The sequence below is a fragment of the Streptomyces sp. NPDC001507 genome, from assembly GCF_042894765.1.
Taxonomy (GTDB): domain Bacteria; phylum Actinomycetota; class Actinomycetes; order Streptomycetales; family Streptomycetaceae; genus Streptomyces.
The window spans coordinates 242720-260793 of the sequence record NZ_JBIAVV010000007.1; the positions used below are offsets into that span (position 1 = coordinate 242720).

At 71.7% G+C, this 18074-nt stretch carries 16 protein-coding genes; 9 read left to right on the forward strand and 7 right to left on the reverse strand.

Annotated elements, in window-relative coordinates; genetic code table 11:
* Positions 1–13: 13 nt before the first annotated feature.
* The 3 genes from ACFY0K_RS23675 (at position 14) to ACFY0K_RS23685 (ending at position 5374) form a co-directional block, all read left to right on the forward strand.
* Positions 14–3058 (forward strand): alpha-mannosidase, encoded by a 3045-nt coding sequence (locus ACFY0K_RS23675; protein WP_390641531.1) that lies wholly within the window; start codon positions 14–16, stop codon positions 3056–3058.
* A gap of 4 nt (positions 3059–3062) precedes the next feature.
* The gene (locus tag ACFY0K_RS23680) at positions 3063–4313 is read left to right on the forward strand and encodes an alpha-L-fucosidase (protein WP_390641532.1); all 1251 of its coding nucleotides are present in this window, start codon (positions 3063–3065) and stop codon (positions 4311–4313) included.
* A 191-nt stretch (positions 4314–4504) separates the two neighbouring features.
* The gene (locus tag ACFY0K_RS23685; protein ID WP_390641533.1) at positions 4505–5374 is read left to right on the forward strand and encodes a sulfotransferase family protein; all 870 of its coding nucleotides are present in this window, start codon (positions 4505–4507) and stop codon (positions 5372–5374) included.
* A gap of 28 nt (positions 5375–5402) precedes the next feature.
* Here ACFY0K_RS23685 and ACFY0K_RS23690 read toward each other — a convergent pair whose 3' ends face one another.
* Complete coding sequence (locus tag ACFY0K_RS23690; RefSeq protein WP_390641534.1) at positions 5403–7082, reverse strand: carbohydrate binding domain-containing protein; 1680 nt, start codon at positions 7080–7082, stop codon at positions 5403–5405.
* Between the two features lie 197 nt (positions 7083–7279).
* The gene (locus tag ACFY0K_RS23695; protein WP_390641535.1) at positions 7280–8401 is read right to left on the reverse strand and encodes an ATP-grasp domain-containing protein; all 1122 of its coding nucleotides are present in this window, start codon (positions 8399–8401) and stop codon (positions 7280–7282) included.
* A gap of 333 nt (positions 8402–8734) precedes the next feature.
* On the opposite strand from ACFY0K_RS23695, the gene ACFY0K_RS23700 reads away from it, so the two are divergent.
* Both ACFY0K_RS23700 and ACFY0K_RS23705 read left to right on the forward strand, forming a co-directional pair.
* Positions 8735–9640 (forward strand): metallophosphoesterase family protein, encoded by a 906-nt coding sequence (locus tag ACFY0K_RS23700; protein WP_390641536.1) that lies wholly within the window; start codon positions 8735–8737, stop codon positions 9638–9640.
* Entirely contained in the window at positions 9588–10268 is a 681-nt protein-coding gene (locus ACFY0K_RS23705) for a 4'-phosphopantetheinyl transferase (protein ID WP_390641537.1), read from the forward strand. The genes ACFY0K_RS23700 and ACFY0K_RS23705 overlap by 53 nt, the downstream gene beginning before the upstream one ends.
* A gap of 12 nt (positions 10269–10280) precedes the next feature.
* On the opposite strand, the gene ACFY0K_RS23710 is transcribed toward ACFY0K_RS23705, so the two are convergent.
* Positions 10281–10508 (reverse strand): hypothetical protein, encoded by a 228-nt coding sequence (locus ACFY0K_RS23710; RefSeq protein ID WP_293995493.1) that lies wholly within the window; start codon positions 10506–10508, stop codon positions 10281–10283.
* A gap of 243 nt (positions 10509–10751) precedes the next feature.
* On the opposite strand from ACFY0K_RS23710, the gene ACFY0K_RS23715 reads away from it, so the two are divergent.
* Positions 10752–11774: an alpha/beta fold hydrolase gene (locus ACFY0K_RS23715; RefSeq protein WP_390641538.1), complete on the forward strand. Its 1023-nt coding sequence runs from the start codon at positions 10752–10754 to the stop codon at positions 11772–11774.
* A 14-nt stretch (positions 11775–11788) separates the two neighbouring features.
* On the opposite strand, the gene ACFY0K_RS23720 is transcribed toward ACFY0K_RS23715, so the two are convergent.
* Positions 11789–12352, reverse strand: a complete 564-nt coding sequence (locus ACFY0K_RS23720) for a M48 family metalloprotease (RefSeq protein WP_390641746.1) — start codon at positions 12350–12352, stop codon at positions 11789–11791.
* A gap of 74 nt (positions 12353–12426) precedes the next feature.
* On the reverse strand, positions 12427–13083 hold the full coding sequence (locus tag ACFY0K_RS23725; protein WP_351955813.1) for a helix-turn-helix transcriptional regulator: 657 nt from the start codon (positions 13081–13083) through the stop codon (positions 12427–12429).
* A 250-nt stretch (positions 13084–13333) separates the two neighbouring features.
* Here ACFY0K_RS23725 and ACFY0K_RS23730 point away from each other — a divergent pair, with 250 nt between their 5' ends.
* Entirely contained in the window at positions 13334–14002 is a 669-nt protein-coding gene (locus ACFY0K_RS23730; protein ID WP_390641539.1) for a hypothetical protein, read from the forward strand.
* Between the two features lie 112 nt (positions 14003–14114).
* Here ACFY0K_RS23730 and ACFY0K_RS23735 read toward each other — a convergent pair whose 3' ends face one another.
* Complete coding sequence (locus ACFY0K_RS23735) at positions 14115–14894, reverse strand: cache domain-containing protein (protein WP_390641540.1); 780 nt, start codon at positions 14892–14894, stop codon at positions 14115–14117.
* A 38-nt stretch (positions 14895–14932) separates the two neighbouring features.
* Positions 14933–15673: a FadR/GntR family transcriptional regulator gene (locus tag ACFY0K_RS23740; RefSeq protein ID WP_390641541.1), complete on the reverse strand. Its 741-nt coding sequence runs from the start codon at positions 15671–15673 to the stop codon at positions 14933–14935.
* A 123-nt stretch (positions 15674–15796) separates the two neighbouring features.
* Here ACFY0K_RS23740 and ACFY0K_RS23745 point away from each other — a divergent pair, with 123 nt between their 5' ends.
* Together ACFY0K_RS23745 and ACFY0K_RS23750 are read left to right on the forward strand one after the other, a co-directional pair.
* On the forward strand, positions 15797–16831 hold the full coding sequence (locus ACFY0K_RS23745) for an ABC transporter ATP-binding protein (RefSeq protein ID WP_390641542.1): 1035 nt from the start codon (positions 15797–15799) through the stop codon (positions 16829–16831).
* A gap of 51 nt (positions 16832–16882) precedes the next feature.
* On the forward strand, positions 16883–18073 hold the full coding sequence (locus tag ACFY0K_RS23750; RefSeq protein ID WP_390641543.1) for an ABC transporter substrate-binding protein: 1191 nt from the start codon (positions 16883–16885) through the stop codon (positions 18071–18073).
* The last annotated feature ends 1 nt before the right edge of the window (position 18074 follow it).

Sequence of the window (18074 nt, forward strand, 5' to 3'; positions counted from 1 at the left end):
TCTGGAGACTTCCATGCACGACGAACGCCGCCGGATCGAGGAGCGCGTAGAGCGCCTCCACAACCAGCGCATCAAGCCCGCGATCTACGCGGCGACTGTCCCGTTCGAGGTGTCCGCCTGGCAGGCCCCCGGCGAGCCGGTGCCCTTCGAGGAGGCCGCGGCCGCCGCCTACGAGCCGTTCGCGATGGACACCCCCTGGGGCCCGCCCTGGGGGACCACCTGGTTCCGGATGCACGGGCAGGTGCCCGAGGCGTTCGCGGGCCGCCGTGTCGAGGCCGTCATCGACCTCGGCTTCGTCGGCGACTGGCCGGGCAACCAGGCCGAGGCCCTGGTGCACCTCGCCGACGGGACCCCGCTGAAGGCGGTCAACCCGCTCAACCAGTACGTCCGGATCGCGAACCCGGCGACCGGCGGCGAGGTGATCGACTACCTGGTCGAGGCGGCCTCCAACCCCGACATCCTCGCCAACGACTTCGCGGCCCCGACCCCGCTCGGCGACGTGCTGACCGCCGGCGACAAGCCGCTCTACACCTTCCGGCGGGCCGACATCGCCGTCCTCGACGAGGAGGTCTGGCACCTCGACCTCGACGTCCAGGTGCTGAAGGAGCTGATGCTGGAGCTCGGCGAGCACGACCCGCGCCGGCACGAGATCGCGCACGCCCTCGACCATGCGATGGACCTGCTCGACCTGGACGACGTCTCCGGCTCGGCCGCCGCCGTCCGCGAGGCCCTGAAGCCCGCCCTCGCCAAGCCCGCGCACGCCAGCGCCCACCGCATCTCCGGCGTCGGCCACGCGCACATCGACTCGGCCTGGCTCTGGCCGATCCGCGAGACCAAGCGCAAGACCTCCCGCACCTTCTCCAACGTCACCTCCCTCGCCGAGGAGTACGAGGAGTTCGTCTTCGCCTGCTCGCAGGCCCAGCAGTACGAGTGGGTGCGCGACAACTACCCGCAGGTCTGGGCCCGGATCCAGGAGTCGGTCAAGAAGGGCCAGTGGGCGCCGGTCGGCGGCATGTGGGTGGAGTCCGACGGCAACCTGCCGGGCGGCGAGGCGGTCGCCCGCCAGTTCGTGCACGGCAAGCGGTTCTTCATGGAGCACTTCGGGGTCGAGACCAAGGGGGTCTGGCTGCCGGACTCCTTCGGCTACAACGCGGCCTACCCGCAGATCGCCAAGCTCGCCGGCAACGAGTGGTTCCTGACCCAGAAGATCTCCTGGAACCAGACCAACAAGTTCCCCCACCACACCTTCTGGTGGGAGGGCATCGACGGCACCCGCATCTTCACGCACTTCCCGCCCGTCGACACTTACAACGCCCGCTTCAGCGGCGAGGAGATGTCCCGCGCGGTCCGCAACTACGCCGAGAAGGGCGGCGCCACGCGCTCCCTCGCCCCCTTCGGCTGGGGCGACGGCGGTGGCGGCCCCACCCGCGAGATCATGGAGCGGGCCCGCCGCCTGAAGGACCTGGAGGGCTCCCCGCGCGTCGAGGTAGAACACCCGGACGCGTTCTTCGCCAAGGCCCGCGCCGAGTACGAGGACGCCCCGGTCTGGGTCGGCGAGCTCTACCTGGAGCTGCACCGCGCCACCTACACCTCGCAGGCCCGCACCAAGCAGGGCAACCGGCGCAGCGAGCACAGGCTCCGCGAGGCCGAGCTGTGGGCGACGACGGCCGCGCTGCACGCGCCGGGCTACGCCTACCCGCACGAGAAGCTCGACCGGCTCTGGAAGACGGTCCTGCTCCACCAGTTCCACGACATCCTGCCGGGCTCCTCGATCGCCTGGGTGCACCGCGAGGCCGAGGCCGAGTACGCCCGCGTCGCCGCGGAGCTGGAGGCGCTCACCGCCGAGGCGGTCACCGCCCTGGGCGGCGGCACGGCCCGCGTCTTCAACACCAGCCCCTACGCCCGGGCGGAGGTCGTCCGGGACGCCGCGGGCACCCCGGTCTACGTCGAGGTCCCCGCGGGCGGCAGCGCGCCGCTCACGGCCGCCGCCGAGGCCCCCCGGCCGGTGACGGTCGAGGGCCGGATCCTCGACAACGGACTAGTCCGGGTGGAGATCGCCGAGGACGGCACCCTGTCGTCCGTGTACGACCACCGGGCGCACCGCGAGGTCCTCGCCGGCCAGGGCAACCTCCTGCGCCTGCACACCGACCTCCCCAACTACTGGGACGCCTGGGACGTCGACAAGCACTACAAGAACCGCTACACGGACCTCCTGGACCCCTCGGAGATCACGGTCGTCGACGCGGACCCGCTGCTCGGCTCGATCCGGATCACGCGCCCCTTCGGCAACGGCTCGACGATCACCCAGACGGTCACCGTCCGCGCCGGCAGCCCCCGGATCGACTTCGAGACGGACATCGACTGGCACGAGGCCGAGAAGTTCCTCAAGGCCGGCTTCCCGGTGGACGTCCGCGCCGCGCACTCCTCCGCCGAGATCCAGTTCGGCCACGTCCAGCGGCCCACCCACACCAACACCAGCTGGGAGGCGGCCCGTTTCGAGGTCTCCGGCCACCGCTGGGTGCACGTCGCGGAGCCCGGCTACGGCGTCGCGGTCGTCAACGACTCGACGTACGGCCACGACGTCTCCCGCACGGTCCGCGAGGACGGCGGCACGACCACCACGGTCCGCCTCTCCCTGGTGCGCGCCCCGCGCGTCCCGGACCCGGGCGCCGACCAGGGCCGGCACCGCATCACCTACTCCCTGCTCCCCGGCGCCACCATCGGGGACGCCGTCGCCGAGGGCTATGCCCTCAACCTCCCGCTGCGGGTGGCCGACGCGGCGGGCGAGCCGCAGCCGGTCGTCTCGGTGGACGGCGAGGGCGTCACCGTCGAGGCCGTCAAGCTCGCCGACGACTCCTCCGGCGATGTCGTGGTCCGCCTCTACGAGTCCCGCGGCGGCCGTGCCGAGGGCGTCCTGCGCACCGGCTTCCCGCTGGCCGGCGCCCAGGTGACGGACCTCCTGGAGCGCCCCCTGGAGGACGCCGACGTGGACGGCGACACCGTCTCCGTCGCGCTGCGCCCCTTCCAGATCCTCACCCTCCGCCTCCGCAGGAGCTGACCGGATGGCCATGCAACCCTGGTTCACCGACGCCAAACTGGGGATCTTCGTGCACTGGGGCATCTACGCCGTGGACGGGGTCCAGGAGTCCTGGTCCTTCTACGACGACATCGTGCCGCACGACCAGTACATGTCCCAGCTGGACCGCTTCACCGGCGCCCACTACGACCCGAAGGCGTGGGCGGACCTGTTCGCCCGCGCCGGCGCCAGGTACGCCGTACTCACCAGCCGTCACCACGACGGCGTGGCCCTCTGGGACACCGCGTACGGCGACCTCAACCTCGGCCGGGACTACGTCGGCCCCTATGCCGAGGCCCTGCGCGAGCACGGCCTCAAGGTCGGCCTCTACTACTCGCACTCCGACTGGAACCACCCCGACTACGCCTCCACGCGCAAGCCGGGCCGGCCGCCGGAGCTGGAGGACAACCGGTACTCGGAGGTGGCGGCCGAGGACGAGGACCTGGCTGCCTGGGAACGCTTCCTCGCCTACCGTGACGGCCAGATACGGGAGCTGGCCTCCCGGTTCCGGCCGGACCTGATGTGGTTCGACGGGGAGTGGGACCGCAGCGAGGAGCAGTGGCGCATCCCCGAACTCGCCGCACTCGTCCGGTCGTACGTCCCGCACGTCGTCTTCAACGCGCGGATGCTCAGCGAGGGCGACTACGCCACCCCCGAGCAGGGCGCCCCCGTCGTGCCGCCGGACGGGCCGTGGGAGCTGTGCCTGACGATCAACGACTCGTGGGGGTACCAGCACCACGACCACAACCACAAGTCCCTCGCCCAGCTGATCCGCTACTTCACCGAGACCATCGGGGGCGGCGGCAACCTGCTGCTCGACGTCGGCCCCATGGAGGACGGCACCATCCCGCAGCCGCAGGTGGAACGCCTCGAAGGGCTGGGGGAGTGGATCCGCAGGCACGCGGAGGCGGTGTACGGGACCGGGCGCGGCCTGCCGGCCGGGCACCACTACGGCCCGAGCACCCTCTCCGCCGACCGGCGCACCCTCTACCTCACCCTGTTCGACGTGCCGCGCGCCGAGATCGGCGTCCGGGGCCTGGCGAGCGAGGTGAACAGGATCACCGTCCTCGGTACCGGCACCGAACTCGGCCACCGGGTGACCGGCGGCCTGCACGAGGCGGTCGGCGTGCTGTGGATCGATCCGCCGGCCGCGGCCGACCTCGACCCGTACGCGACCGTCCTCGCCGTCGAACTGGACGGGGAGCTGGAGCTGTACCGCGGGTCCGGACGGTTCTGACCCCATTCGGACCAGAGGCCGGTATTTCTTATATGAAGAATTAAGAGAACGGTAAGTAGGCCGGTCAGGGCGGCTTTTCGGGTCGCCCTGACCCTGTCGGTTCTCCTCTTGGACACCTTGAGTTCGCCTGACACCCCTGGGATGCGGGACGGCAGGGACGACAGAGAGGCATCACCGTGCGAGACCCGCGAATGTCAGCGATCGCCAAGGGGCTGAAGCGCCGGGGCCGGCTCATGGCGCAGGCGGTGAGCCCGCCGCGCAAGACCCTGGACGCCATCCCGGCCCAGCCCACGGTCAAGCCGGTCACCGAGGCCGCCTATGCGGCTCCCCGTGCGCCGCGCCTGGTGGAGAAGCCGGTCTTCGTGCTGTCCTCGGTGCGCTCCGGCTCCACGCTGCTGCGGGTCCTGCTCAACAGCCACAGCCGTATCCGTGCCCCGCACGAGATGCACCTGCGCACAGTCCACGTCCGTATGTCGCGGGACTTCACGGCCGACGCCATGGCGGAACTCGCCCTGGACAAGGACGAGCTCGAGCACGTCCTGTGGGACCGGGTGCTGCACCTCGAACTCAGCCGCAGCGGCAAGGACGTCATCGTCGACAAGACCCCGCCGAACACCCTCATCTGGCCCCGGCTGCACCGATGTTGGCCCGACGCCCGGTTCGTCCTGCTGCTGCGCCACCCCGGCGCGGTCGTCCAGTCCCTGATCAGCCGCCGCACCGAACCCGATCTCGACCAGATCTACGGCGAGGTCCTCGGCTACGCCGAGAAGCTGGAGGAGGCCCGGCAGCAGCTCCCCGACGCCCACGTGATCACGTACGAGGACCTGACCGCCGAGCCGGAACGGGTCACCCGCGGCCTGTGCGAGTACCTCGGCGTCCCTTGGGAGAGCACCATGCTCGACTACGGCGCCCAGGACCACGGCACCTTCCGGCCCAAGCTCGGCGACTGGAGCAACGAGATCAAGTCCGGCCGCATCCAGGCCGCCCGCCAGGCCGACCCCGCCGCCGAGCTCCCGCCCAGGCTCGCGGAGATGGCGAAGGCGTGGGGATACCCGGTCTAGGGCATCCCCACGCCACCGCCTGCGGTGCTCAGCCGGTGAAGCCGGCCGTGATCGAGGTGAACTGCCAGTCGCTCTGGCTGATCCCGGAGCAGTTGCTCACCACGCCGCCGCCGGCGCAGCCGCGGTCCCGGTTCGCCGCCCAGAAGGCGAGCCGGGCGATGTGGTGCGAGTTCCCCCAGTCGCGGATCTGCGTCCAGATCGCCGGGGTGGTGTTCTCCTGCTGGTCGGACAGCCCGTTCATGCCGGAGATCCCGATGTGCGCGTAGGCCGTCGCGTCGTCCCAGCCGAACGTGGACTTCAGCTTGGTCTTCAGTCCCTCGGCCGCGGCCACGGTGTTGCCGTACATGTCGGAGCCGCCGCCGAAGTCGAACGGCATGATCGTGAAGACGTCGATGTCGGCGCCGATCGACTGGGCCTGCTCGATGAGCCGGTTGCCGTAGTACGTCGGACCGGTGGTGGACGTGCCGAAGGTGACGATCGTCTTCAGGCCGGCGTTGTTCGCCTTCACCGTCTTCAGGGCGGTCAGGATCTTCGCCTGCACGGCCTCGTTCTCGAACTCGTCCGTGTTCTCGATGTCCATGTCGACGGACTTGAGACCGTAGGCGTCGATCACCTTCTGGATCGCCCCGGCCAGCGCGCTCGCGGACGAGCAGTTGGCGCCGAGCTTGCTGCCCTGCCAGCCGCCGAACGACGGGGTGACGTCACCACCGGCCGCCCGGATCTGGTTGATCGCGGTCTGGTCGGCGCCGCCGGTGAGTGCCCGGCTGCCGTCCCAGGCCGGGGTGCAGCCGCCCGAGTCGAGCACGAAGGCCATGGTGAAGTTCTTGATGCCGGTCGCGTTCATCACGGTCGTCGGGTTCGGCGGGTCGCCCCAGCCCTCGTAGAGATAGGGCGCGGCCTGCTTGAAGCCGGTCCCGCCGCCGCTGCCCGCGCTCGTCGTCACCGACACGGAGTTGGAGGCCGCCGACACGTTCCCGGCCGCGTCCCGCGCCTTGACCGTGAACGTGTACGCCGTACTGGCGGAAAGGCCGCTCACCGTGGCGGAGGTCCCGGAGACGCTCGTGGCCAGGGTCGACCCGCGGTAGACGTCGTACGCCGCCACCCCGACGTTGTCCGTCGCGGCCGACCACGACAGGGACACGCTCGACGAGGTCTTCCCGGTGGAGGTGAGGTTCGTGGGCGCGGTGGGCGCCTGGGTGTCCGAGCTGCCGCCGGGCCCGTCGAGGCTGATGTCGTCGGCGTAGTACGTCCCCTGGGCGTACCACCCGTGGAGGTAGATCTGGGCGCTGGTCTGCGAGGCCCCGGTGGTGAAGGAGACCGTCAGCTGGCTGTACTGGGACGTCGAGGTGGTCCAGGTCGAGGCCCCGCCGGTCACCCCGAGGTAGACGTACGAGCCGCGGACCCAGCCGCTGAGCGAGTACGTCGTGTTGGGCTGCACGGCGACGGTCTGCGTGCACTGGGCGTTGTCACTGGCGCTCGCGGCGCCCGCGAGCGCCTTCGAGCCGCCGTGCACGGGCGAGGACACGACGGAGCCGAGGTTCCCGGAGCAGGACCACGGCGACAGACTTCCCGACTCGAAGCCGGGGTTGGACAGCACGTTGGCCGCCTGCGCGGTACCGGGCAGCGCGATGGCCCCGGCGAGCGCGAGAGCGGCGGACCCGAGCAGGGCGAGTATCCGACGTCTGGAACGTCTGAGCGAGTTGCGCACGCGATCTCCCTGGAGGAATGGGGGTGTTCGGGAGTTGCACGAAGGTGCAGGGCTGTGCGCAAACAAATTTGGTCTGGACCAATCCACCTGTCAAGAAGACGAACGTGAATTGGTCCGTACCGGTGAGGCGAGGCGCCCCATCAGGGGCGCGGGGAACTGCGCGACCAGCCACGGCGGCGCCGCACCCGGCCGACAACCTAGAGCGGCAGCACCGCAGCCGTAGCGTCAACCGACTCCACTTCCACAGGCAACGCCGGCGCCAACACCACGTCGGCCTCCTCACGCTGCACGGGGACCGACGGCAGAACAGGCTTCGGCCCGGACACCACCGCGTAGTCCTGCCCCAGGAACGGCGGCTCGATCACCCCGGGGTCCTCGCCCAGCGCCAGCTGCACGGCCGCCCACGGGGCGTTGACCCCGCAGAGCGACAGCTGGTGCAGCCCGCCCGCCGGCCGCGTGTTGACGTCGAGCAGCACCGGCTGGTCGCCGTACATCCGGAACTGGATGTTGGACAGGTAGTGCAGCCCGAAGCCCTCGGCGATGATCCGCGCCGGCTTCAGCCACTGCTCGTCGAGGGTGAACCCGCGCCGGCGCCCCCTCTTGGTGCGGCCCACGGCCAGCCGGACCCGGTTGTCGGGCCCGGTGAGGCAGTCGACGGACACCTCGGGCTCCTCCAGGCGCGGCATCACCAGCCAGTCCACCGGCTCGTCCGCACGCCGCAGCGCGTCCACGACCATGTCGAGCTGGACGTACGGGCCGGGAAAGCCATTGAGGTGAAAGAGCGAGAAGGGGGCGCGCGTGATCACCCGGAAACCCACGCCACCCGCACCGGCGGCCGGCTTGAAGCACGCCTTGTGCCCACCGGCCTCCAGCTCCACGACCGCGGCGACCAGTTCGTCCGCCGTGCGGACCCGCGACCACGGCGGCACCGGGACGCCCACCGAGCTCATTGCCTCGTACGCGGTCGCCTTGTCCTCGAAGACGGCGGTCGCCTGCGGCGTCGGCGCCAGCAGGGCCGTGCCGATCGCCTCGAAGTCGGCCCGGTGGGCGACGATCGCCGACTGGTGCAGCCGGGGCACGAAGACATCGATGCCACGGCGCTGGCACTGGTCGAGGGCGTACTCGACGTAGCCGGCCGGGGACAGGCCCTCCGGCTCCAGGTCGGCGGTGTCGGCGGCGGCCAGCACGGGGGAGTCGGCGTCGCCGTGCGTCGCATGGATGTCGACCGCCCGGTCGCTGGGATTTCTCCGCAGCTGATCCATGAAGAACACGTTCTCCGCGTACGTGCGGTTGAGCCAGACGCGTACGCGAGAGCGCATTAAAGCCGCCTTTCGGGGTTTTCGGGCAGGGGTCAGCGGGCCCGTGCCCGGGCAGGGTGGTTGGAGGGACACCAAACCGCCCTGGGCGAAGGGAAGTTCGTGGCGGTGGTGTTGGGGGGATCATACGGCTTTCGAGGGGCCCCGCGTGCAACGCGAGTGTTACGGATTTCCCCGTACTGTCCACGCGCGTTTTCCTGCACCGTCCGCGCCGGTTTCCTTGACGGCCCCGACCGCCGCCCCGATCCCTGCCCCGCGCCCGGCGGGGTGCCCTTGTTCCCGGCCCCGGAAGTGTGTTGTGGTGGGTGCCGACGACATGATCGGAAGGGGTACGGGGTGGAGTCCACGGCCGGTTCCGGGCAGCTGCTGGCCATCAGCGACCTGCACATCTCCTACCCGGAGAACCGCGAGCTCGTCGAGAAGATGCGGCCGGAGTCGGACGAGGACTGGCTGATCGTGGCCGGTGACGTCGCGGAGACCGTCGCGGACATCCGCTGGGTCCTCGAGACCTTCGCCGGCCGCTTCCGCAAGGTGCTGTGGGCGCCCGGCAACCACGACCTGTGGACCCACCCCAAGGACCCGGTCACGCTGCGCGGAGTCGCCCGCTACGAGCACCTCGTCGGCCTCTGCCGGGAGCTGGGCGTGCTCACCCCCGAGGACCCGTACCCCATCTGGGAGGGCCCCGGCGGCCCGGCCGCCGTGGCACCGCTCTTCCTGCTGTACGACTACTCCTTCCTGCCGGCCGGCTGCGCCACCAAGGAGGAGGGCCTCGCCTACGCGCACGGCACCGGCATCGTCTGCAACGACGAGTACCTGCTGCACCCCGACCCCTACCCGACCCGCGAGGACTGGTGCCGGGCCCGGGTCGAGGAGACCGAACGCCGGCTCGCCGAACTGCCTCAGGACCTGCCGACCGTGCTGGCCGGGCACTATCCGCTGGACCGGCACCCCACCGACGTGCTCTGGTACCCGGAGTTCGCCATGTGGTGCGGCACCACCCGCACCGCCGACTGGCACCGCCGGTTCCGTGTCGCCACCATGGTCTACGGTCATCTGCACATCCCCCGGACCAGCTGGCTCGACGGGGTCCGCTTCGAAGAGGTCTCCGTGGGATACCCCCGCGAGTGGCGCAAGCGTTCCGGAGACCCGGGCCGGCTGCGCCGCATTCTGCCGATGGAGGTCGGAACCGGTGATCGAGGAGCTGCTCCCGGAGTCGGTGGTGGCCGTGGAGATGCTCGGTGACGAGGCGATCCGAGAGGCCCCGCTCTACCCCGAGGAGGCGGCGCTGGTCGCCCGGGCCGTGCCCAAGCGCCGCCGCGAGTTCGCCGCCGTGCGCGCCTGCGCCCGCGACGCCATGGAGAAGCTGGGAGTCCCGCCGCAGCCCGTCGTGAGCGGCGAGCGGGGCGCCCCGCGCTGGCCGGACGGGCTGGTCGGCAGCATGACCCACTGCGAGGGGTACTGCGCCGCCGCGCTGGTCCGCGACACCGACCTGGCCTCGCTCGGCATCGACGCCGAACCGCACGCGGCGCTCCCCGAGGGCGTCGCCGAGGCCGTGCTGCTGCCCGCCGAGCGGCAGCGGCTCGCCGTGCTCGCGGCCGAGCGGCCCGGCGTGCACTGGGACCGGCTGCTGTTCAGCGCCAAGGAATCCGTCTACAAGGCGTGGTTCCCCCTCACCGGGAAGTGGCTGGACTTCCTTGAGGCCGACATAGCGCTCGTCCCCGAGCCCGGTGAACGGCCGCACGGCGTCCTGCGCGCCCGCCTCCTGGTCCCCGGTCCGGAGGTCGGCGGGCGGCGGCTGGAGATCTTCGAGGGCCGCTGGAGCGTGGGGCACGGCATGCTGACCTCGGCCGTGGTCGTGCCGCACCCCTGACGCGCCGTCGAATCAGGTGGGTGGGCACCAGTCGTGCAGCAGCCGGAAGAACGCCTCCTCGTTGCCCGCCAGTCCGGCACCGGCCAGGGCATCCTCGGCCTCGGCGAGCACGGCGGGCGGCACCACGAAAGGGCGCGGGGCGTCGGGCGGTCCGTCGAAGGCCGCGCGCACGGTGTGCAGCAGCCGCAGATAGGCCTGGACGGCGGCGCGTTCACGGTCGGTCAGTACGGCGGTGTGCATCGGTCGGCTCTCCCCGTCGGTCGTCGCGGTCACGCGCCCGGACGGCGCGGGCACACCGGGTGTGCGGTGCGCACCCCCCAGCTTGCCGGTCGCCACTGACAACGCCCCCGTGCCGGGCCTCGGTTCGCTCGCTTAGCCGAGGTGAAACCTCACCGAAACCCCCTGGGGAAAAGTCTTCCTACCCTGGAAGGAGACGCATCCGGCCGGGTCGCAGCGGGCCCGGGACAGCGGGGGAGGCCGACCGTGTCAGAAGCGGTGCCCAGCCGTCCGCAGCGCAGCGCGCACCTGCGCCCGGTGGGCGACGGCGAACTGGAGACCCGTCACCGGGTCGTGCACGGCTACCGGCGCGCCTACCGCGTCGCCGGGGACGGTCCCGCCCTGGTCCTCGTCCACGGCATCGGGGACTCCTCGGCGACCTGGGCACGGCTCATCCCCGACCTCGCCCGCACCCACACCGTGATCGCCCCCGACCTGCTCGGCCACGGCGAGTCGGACAAACCGCGGGCCGACTACTCGGTCGCCGCCTACGCCAACGGGGTGCGGGACCTGCTGACCACCCTGGGCATCGAGTCCGCGACCCTCGTCGGGCACTCGCTCGGCGGGGGAGTCGCGATGCAGTTCGCCTACCAGTTCCCCGAGCGCACGGAGCGGCTCATCCTGGTCAGCTCGGGCGGGGTGGGACGCGAGGTCAACCCGGCGCTACGGCTCGTCTCGCTCCCCGGCGCACACCTGCTGCTGTCGGCGCTCCGGCTGCCCGGCATGCGCCTCCAAGTGGGCCTGGCCGTACGCCTGCTGAGGCTCCTGGACACCGGCCTCGGCCAGGACGCCCCGGAACTGCTCACCCTGGTCGACGCGCTCCCCGACGAGACCTCCCGCAACGCCTTCGTCCGCACCCTGCGCGCGGTCGTCGACTGGCGCGGCCAGGTCGTCACCATGCTGGACCGCTGCTATCTCACCGAGGGCATGCCGACCATGCTCCTGTGGGGCGACCGCGACAGCGTGGTCCCGGTCCGGCACGCCCACCGCGCCCGCGAGGCGATGCCCGGCGCCCGGCTGGAGATCTTCGAGGGCGCCGGGCACTTCCCGTTCCACACCGACCCGGCCCGGTTCGTCGCCCTGGTCCAGGATTTCACCGCCACCACCGCCCCGGCGGACTGGAGCCGCGAGCACTGGCGCAGCCTGCTCCTCGACGGCCGCCCCGACCCCGGTCCCGGCCCGGCCGCGCAGCGAGACCTGCGCGAGGCCAGCGAACGCAGCGCCACCTGAGCGCGCGCCGCGGGTCACTTCCCCAGGTAGCCCAGCGACGCCGCGATGCGGCCCGCCACGTCGTGCCGCCGTACCGGCCCGCGCAGCGCCGAACCCGCGAGCCGGCTGCGGCACTTGCTGGCCAGCAGCAGCCCGAAGGTCTCCGCGTCCCGTTCCTCGGCGCGGTCGAAGCGGGTGCGGGCGGCCACCCGCTGGACGGCGGCCTGGAGCGCGGCCTGCTCCGTCTCGGTGCCCCCGTCGGAGACGGTGCCGGTGGCGGCGCCGAGAAGCCGCGCGGCCACCCCGACCCCCGCCACGTCATGGCCGCAGTGCTCGGCGTGCATGTGCCACAGCTCGTGGCCGAGGATCACCAACTGGTGGTCGGGAACGGTGCGTTCCTCGACCACGACCAGGTCGCGGTCGGCCAGGTCCAGCCACAGCCCGCTGGCCGTGCCGGGCGGGAAGACGGCCGTACGGAACTGGACGGGGCGGCCGCGGCGGCGGCCCAGCGCGTCGCACAGCGCCCGGTACAGCTCCTGCGGGGGCGCGGGCGTGGGCAGGGTGAGTCCCCCGACCAGCTCACCGCTCAGCCGGCGCATGTCCCTGCCGATGCCCACTTTCCTCCCTCGGGTCACGACTGACGGCTCACGACTGACGGCTCACGACTTACGGCTCACGACTCGGGCCGCTTGACGCTCTCCAGGAGCATGTCCAGCCACTCCGCGACCTTGTCCCGGTGCTGGTCGGTGGGGAGCTGGGCGGCCCGCCAGGCGATGCCGCGCACTCCGTGGTCCTGCAGCAGCCGCTCCAGCGGATCCTCGGCCGTCTCGGCCGCGGCCCGCTCACGGTCGGCCAGCTTCTGCAACAGCTCCTGCTCGACCCGCTGCAGGGCGCCGGCGAGGGCCTCGGGATCCTCGGCCGTGAGGAACCCCGCGTGCACGCGGAAGTAGCGCTGCAGGGCGTCGCAGTGCTCCATGGTCGGCCGCCGGTCACCGTTGATGAGGGCGCCCGCCTGCTGCCGGGACATGCCCGCGCCGTCGGCGATCTCCTGCTGGGTGTGCTTGCGGCCGTTCGGCTTGAGCCGGGTGCGGCGCAGCAGGTCCAGGCGTTGCAGGAAGCGGGCCTGGACGTCGGGCTCGCCCGCCGGGCGGCCGGTCAGCAGGGCCCGGACCACGGGCTCGGGGACACCGCAGGCGTGCGAGAGCCGTCCGACGTGGAAGACCTCGGCGTGCGCGACGCCGAGCCGGTCGGCGAGCGCGGAGACGCGGGAGACGGCGGCCGGCAGCTGGGCGGTCGCCGTGGCGCCCGGATCCTCGTAGCCATCCGTCACCGACTGAACTCCTACGTCTCTCAGGGGAATCAGGGGCTTCTCACAAGCTGCGCCGGTTATGTGCCGGCACCCGCGCGACCCCCCGGAGATTAGCGGGTCGTTCGAACTCACATCCAGGTCTCGCCACAACTGTGGCCAATTTCGGACGTCAACCGGCATGAAATGCCACGATAGTTGACATGACTCTGGGTGGGGCAGCAGGATCACATCGCCGCGAGAAGGCCGCATAGGCAAGAGGGGTGACCTCCCGATGGCATATCAGGCAGGTGGGCGGCGGCCGGCGCCGCGGCCCGTCCCCGAAAGCCCTGAGGCCCAGGCGTACCTCCAGGACTACGCGCTACTGCTGGACGCCGTCCCCTTCCCGTCCCTCGTGGTGGACCACCGCTGGGACGTGGTGCTGGCCAACGGCGCGTTCGAGACACTTTTCCGGGCGGTCGCCCCGCATCCCACCGCGATGCCCGGCGACAACTTCCTGCGTTTCGTCCTGTTCCACCCGGATGCCGGAACGGTTCTCGGCGCCCACGAGGCGGGCTGGTGCCTGCCGCTCCTTGCGCAGTTCAAGACCGCCCTTGAGCGGTACGGCCACGACCACGAACTCCAGGCGATCCGCCGGGAGATCGCCCAGGACCCCATCATGGAGGCCGCCTTCCGGCAGGGCCTGCCGCACTGGCTGCGCGCGGTCGGCGAGGACGGCGCGCAGCTCGACGGAGCCGTCCGGCAGCTACTGCACCCGGACCCGTTGCTGGGCGCCACCGAGTGCCGGGTCGTCGGCGAAATCCCCAAGACCCTCCAGGACATGGGCTACGCGCGTTACACCCTGGTGCTGCGCGCCGTCCCCCGCCCCCCCGCCCCGCGCCGCTCCCGGCGGCCCGGCGGGCTTGGTGCCCATCTCACCGTCGTCCCGGCCCCCGAAGGCTGACCCGGCACCGTCGGCGTTCAGGTCGCCGACGGCGCCGGGCCGGACGTTGCCGCAGGGCCGGACGATGCCGTCGGGCCGGACGCCGCCGCCGGGCCCCCGCCTCGACTCCGTCTCATCCGCCCGCCACCACCAGGACCAGCGGCACGCCCCGGCACGGCACCAGCCGCAGCCCGCCGAACGCGCCCGGCCGTCCGCTCTCCAGGACCGCCGCGAAGTCCGGCCCCCTGTCCAGCGAACCGGCCAGCTGGGCCGGGTCCGCCGAAGCCGCCACCCGGCCGCGGGCGTTGACCAGCCGCGCGGGTCCGGGCAGCTCGCGCAGCAGCGGCAGCGCGGCCGCCTCGAAGTGCCGCAGGTAGACGTCGGCGGCGGCCACACCCAGGAACCGGCCGCCCACCTCCACCGGCGCCGACAGCGTGAGGCTGTACTCGTCCGAGCAGAGGTAGTCCACGTACGGCCCGGCCACCGCCCGCCGCCCGGTCTCCCGGGGCAGCGCGAACCAGTCCCAGTGCGTGTAGTCGGAGTAGGCCGAGGTGCGCGGGTCCAGGTCGAGGAGGAGCGGCCGTACGTCCCCGGAGGCGTCGCTCTGCCACCACTCCAGCCACGCCGGGACGTCGGCCAGCACCCCGGGCGCGGCCACGAACCCGACACCGGAGACCAGCTCCTGCCGGGCGAGGCGCAGATGGAGCCCGGGGCGGAGCGCGGCCAGGTCCGCGGTGACCGGCCGGCGGCCCTCGGCGGCCACCCGGGCCAGCAGCGCGGTCGTGTCGGCGCGGGTGGCCGCGACGGCGTCGAACACCGCCTCCAGGGCGTGGCCGACCCGCGCGGCCACGTACTCCTCGGCGGCGTCGAGCGTGGCCGCCGCCGGACCGGAGGGGACGGTGGAGCGGCTCATGGTGCCCTCCGGCGGACGGGGGAGCGGGCGCGGCGCGGCTACAGGGCCAGCCGCAGGGCGATCAGCCGTGCCGTCGAGTCCCGTACGCACCGCTCGGCCAGCTCCCTGGCCGATGTGTGCGCCCCATCCTGCACGGCCGAGATTACGGACCGGTGACGGTCCGCCACCTCTTCACGATATTCGTCGTCCCCGAGCACAAGGCAGAGCAGTGCCCCGATCTCCGTCTGCAGCGCCACCTGTTCGCGGGTGAGCCGGGCCGACTGGGCGGCGGCGGCCAGCTCCACGTGGAAGCGGCCGTACACCCGGCTGCGCGCCGCCGCGTCCGGCGCCCCGCGCAGCTCCTCGGTGGTCCGGCGGAGCTGGTCGAGGTCGTGGTCCTCGGTGCGCTGCGCGGCGAGCTCGGCGGCGGTGCCGGACAGGGCCGCCCAGTGGTCGCCGAGGTCGCGCAGCTCCTCGGGGCTCCAGCCGCGCAGCCGCGCCGTGAGCCGCTCCCGGTCGGGCACCTCGGGGGAGGACACGAAGCTGCCGCCGCCGCGCCCCCGGCGGGTGACCACCAGACCCTGCTGGCGCAGCGCCATGAGCGCCTCCCGCAGGGTCACCGTGGACACCCCGAGCCGTCCGGCCAGTTCGGTCTCGCCGGGCAGCTGCTCCCCGTCACAGAGCAGGCCGAGCTCGATGGCGTCGCCGATCCGGCGGACCACGGCGTCGACCCGGGCGCCGCCGTCCACGGGGGCGAAAACGGCCTTTCGGGCGCCGCCCGCCGTCTGGTGCTGTCTCACGGCCCACCACCCTATGCGTTGACCCAACCTTTACCTTGGAAGGGTCTTTCGCTGTGAACTATGACTTCATATCTTTCCGACCACCAGGTGCAACGCACGAGAACGGCAGAGAGGTTCCCGCCCATGGAGGCCAGCGCGATCCGGTTGCGGGATCTGCGGAAGTCGTTCGGCGAGACCAGCGCCGTCGCCGGGGTCGACCTGGAGATCCGGGACGGCGAGTTCTTCTCCATGCTCGGCCCCTCCGGCTCCGGCAAGACCACCGTGCTGCGCCTGATCGCCGGCTTCGAGACCCCCACCTCGGGCACGATCGAACTCGCCGGGCAGGACGTCACCCGCCGCGCCCCCTTCGAACGCGACGTGCACACCGTCTTCCAGGACTACGCCCTGTTCCCGCACATGAGCGTCGAGCAGAACGTCGCCTACTCCCTCAAGGTCCGCGGGGTCCCCAAGGCCGAACGCCTGGTCCGCGCCCGCAAGGCCCTCGCCGAGGTCCGCCTCGACGGCTACGGCACCCGCCGCCCCTCCCAGCTCTCCGGCGGCCAGCGCCAGCGCGTCGCCCTCGCCCGCGCCCTCGTCGGGCGCCCCCGCGTCCTGCTCCTGGACGAACCCCTCGGCGCCCTCGACCTCAAGCTGCGCGAGCAGATGCAGATCGAACTCAAGGCCCTGCAACGCGAGGTCGGCATCACCTTCGTCTTCGTCACCCACGACCAGGAGGAAGCCCTGACGATGAGCGACCGCGTCGCCGTCTTCCACCAGGGCCGCATCGAACAGGTCGGCACCCCCGCCGAGATCTACGAACGCCCCGAGACCCCCTTCGTCGCCTCCTTCGTCGGCACCTCCAACCTGCTCACCGGGGATACCGCCCTGCGCGTGCTCGGCGAGCACGGCACCCACAGCGTCCGCCCGGAGAAGATCCGGGTCCTCGACGAAAACGCCGCCGACCCGGACACGGAAGGGCACGTCACCGCCCTCGGCACCGTCGCCGAAGTCGTCTACCTCGGCGACGCCACCCGCTTCCTGGTCGACCTGGACGGCGGCGGCCGGCTCACCGCCCTCCAGCAGAACCTCGACACCTCCGCCGAGGACGTCACCGCCTACCGCGGCACCCGCGTCCGGCTCCGCTGGCAGCGCCGGCACACCGTCCACGTCCCCGACTGACCCGCCGTCCCTCACGTCCGGATCCGCCGTCCCTCACCTCTGGAGTACGCCGTGCGCCTCCCCCGTCCCCTCACCGCGGCCGCCCTCGCCGCGCTGCTGCTGGCCGCCACCGCCTGCGGCTCCTCCGGCTCCGGCTCCTCGACCGGACTCAACCCGCCCGACCTCAAACCCCTCGCGAAACTCGGCAAGTCCGAGGGCGAGGTCAACCTGATCGCCTGGGCCGGCTACGTCGAGGACGGCTCCGACGACCCCAAGGTGGACTGGGTCACCGACTTCGAGAAGCAGACCGGCTGCAAGGTCAACTCCAAGGTCGCCGCCAGCTCCGACGAGATGGTCAAGCTGATGAAGACCGGCCAGTACGACGCCGTCTCCGCCTCCGGCGACGCCTCCCTGCGCCTGATCGCCTCCGGCGACGCGGCCCCCGTCAACACCAAGCTCGTACCGAACTACAAGGACGTCTTCAGCGGCCTGAAGAACGGCGCCTGGAACTCCGTCAAGGGCCAGATGTACGGCATCCCGCACGGCCGCGGCGCCAACCTGCTGATGTACAACACCCAGAAGGTCAGCCCCGCGCCCACCTCCTGGTCCGCCGTCTTCGACGACGCCGGCACGTACAAGGGCCACGTCACCGCCTACGACTCGCCGATCTACATCGCCGACGCGGCCCTGTACCTCAAGGCCACCAAGCCCGAGCTGAAGATCAAGGACCCCTACGCGCTCGACCAGAAGCAGTTCGACGCGGCCGTCGCCCTGCTCAAGCAGCAGAACGCGGACATCGGGGAGTACTGGAGCGACTACCTCAAGGAGATCTCCGCCTTCAAGAGCGGCGACTCCGTCATCGGCACCAGCTGGCAGGTCATCGCCAACCTGGCCGCCGGCGAGGGCGCCAAGGTCAAGGCCTTCGTGCCCAAGGAGGGCTCCACCGGCTGGTCCGACACCTGGATGGTCTCCGCCAAGGCCAAGCACCCCAACTGCGCCTACCAGTGGCTGAACTGGATCGTCTCCCCGAAGGTCAACGCCGAGGTCGCCGAGTACTTCGGCGAGGCGCCGGCCAACGCCAGGTCCTGCGACCTGACCGCCGACAAGAACTTCTGCACGACCTACCACGCGGCCGACGAGGGCTACTGGAAGAACATCGCCTTCTGGAACACGCCCATCGAGCAGTGCCTGGACGGCCGCACCGACGTCAAGTGCGTGCCGTACGCCAAGTGGGTGCAGGCCTGGACCGAGATCAAGGGCTGAC